3 protein-coding genes are annotated in these 1,801 nt (G+C 70.2%); all 3 read left to right on the top strand.

Annotation, left to right across the window (positions count from 1 at the left end; translation table 11 throughout):
- Positions 1-415 (top strand): LytR C-terminal domain-containing protein (locus tag IEZ12_RS02075; RefSeq protein WP_189270449.1); only part of this gene is annotated, 415 nt, incomplete at its 5' end.
- Positions 416-590: 175 nt separating this feature from the next.
- On the top strand, positions 591-1,028 hold the full coding sequence (gene rsfS, locus IEZ12_RS02070; RefSeq protein ID WP_043913955.1) for a ribosome silencing factor: 438 nt from the start codon (positions 591-593) through the stop codon (positions 1,026-1,028).
- Positions 1,025-1,672: a histidine phosphatase family protein gene (locus IEZ12_RS02065; protein WP_229847165.1), complete on the top strand. Its 648-nt coding sequence runs from the start codon at positions 1,025-1,027 to the stop codon at positions 1,670-1,672. The genes rsfS and IEZ12_RS02065 overlap by 4 nt, the downstream gene beginning before the upstream one ends.
- Positions 1,673-1,801 lie beyond the last annotated feature (129 nt).

Here is a 1,801-nt window from a genome sequence, read left to right as displayed (position 1 = left end):
CGGCCACCTGTCCACCACCGTGCTCACCGCGAAGCCGGACGGCACCCTGGACGACGCCACCGCCGGCAAGCAGGTGAGGGAGATCCTCGGCGGCGCCATCGGCAAGGCCAAGCGCACCGGCAACTCCACCCGCGTCACCGTGGTCGACGCGTCCGGCAGCGACACGGCAGCCGCAGCGAAGGTAGTCGTCACCAACGCGGGCATGGACCCGCTGCCGTCCACCGCGAAGGCTCCCGCGCAGGCGACCTCGGAGATCCGCTACACCGACGACGAGAAGAAGCCCGCTGCGCTCAGCCTGGCGACCAGCCTGGGCCTGCCGGATTCCGTGGTGAAGAAGGTCACCGATACGCAGAACGCGGACCTGGTGCTGATGCTCGGCAAGGACTACCAGCCGCCGCAGAAGTCCGTGCAGTAGCGCGGACGGTCGGTCGGCCGGCCGGTCGGCCGCGTGGTCGGTCGTGCGTTCGGCGGTGCGGTCGGTCGTGCGTTCGGCGGTGCGGTCGGGGCCCCGGGGTGGAAATCACTCCGGGGCCCCGGCGCGTTCGTGAGATCCTGGGAAGGTATCCCCACAGCCGATCCGGAAGAGCATCGTGACCGTCACCGACCGAAGCCAGGAACTGATCACCGTCGCCGCACAGGCGGCGGCCGACAAGCTGGCGCACGACATCATCGCCTTCGACGTCAGCGAGGTGCTGTCGATCACCGACGCCTTCCTGATTGCCTCCGCCGCCAACGACCGCCAGGTCAGGGCGATCGCCGAGGAGATCGAGGACCAGCTGCGCGAGAAGCTCGACGCCAAGCCGGTGCGCCGCGAGGGCGAGCGCGAGGGCCGCTGGATCCTGCTCGACTACCTGGACATCGTGGTGCACGTCCAGCACTCCGAGGAGCGCTCCTTCTACTCGCTCGACCGCCTGTGGAAGGACTGCCCCGAACTGCCGATCCCCGCGGACGCGCTGGCGACCCGCAACCGACCCGAGAACGCCGTCACCGACGCCGCCGGCAATGCCGTTTCCGGGGGCGACCTCTGAGCCGGTCGGGGGGGCGGCCGCGCATCGTCCTCTGGCGGCACGGTCAGACGTCCTGGAACCTCGAATCGCGGTTCCAGGGCACCACTGACGTCGATCTCACCGAACAGGGGCTGTTCCAGGCGCAGCGGGCAGCCCGGCTGCTAGCTGCGCTCCGCCCCGACCTGCTGATCTCCTCCGACCTGACGCGGGCTCGGCGCACCGCCGCCGAGCTGGCCGTGCTCACGGATCTGGAGGTGCACCACCACGAGGGTCTCCGTGAGACCTTCGCCGGGGAGTGGCAGGGGCTCACCAACTCCGAGATCCGGGCGCGGTATCCGGAGCAGTACGAGGCCTGGGCCCGTGGTGAGCCGGTGCGGCGCGGTGGCGGTGAACTCGCCACCGAGGTGGCCGACCGGGCCGTTCTGGTGCTGCTGGACGCCGTCGGCAAGCTGCCCGAGGGCGGCACCCTGGTGGTGGTCAGTCACGGCGGCACCATCCGCACCATGATCGGCCGACTGCTGGGCATGGAGCCGCAGTTGTGGGAGCGCTTCGGCGGTCTCTCGAACTGCTGCTGGTCGGTGCTCGGCCAGGACGCGCGCGGCTGGCGGCTCCTCGAGCACAACGCGGGCACGCTTCCTCAGCCGGTCATCGGCGACGAGACCTGAGGCGTGACCGGGGGCGCGACAGGGGGGCCGCGCAACCCGGATTTCACAGTTCCGGCTCTGACCAGCTAGAGTCTTCCTCGTTCGCAGTGAGGAACGCAGACGGGAAACCGAAGGCGGGAGTCGCGGAAC

This window comes from Kitasatospora griseola, from assembly GCF_014648555.1.
GTDB classification, from domain to species: Bacteria; Actinomycetota; Actinomycetes; order Streptomycetales; family Streptomycetaceae; genus Kitasatospora; species Kitasatospora griseola.
The sequence above is the reverse complement of the archived record's forward strand: the minus strand, read 5'-3'. Positions and strand labels throughout refer to the sequence as shown.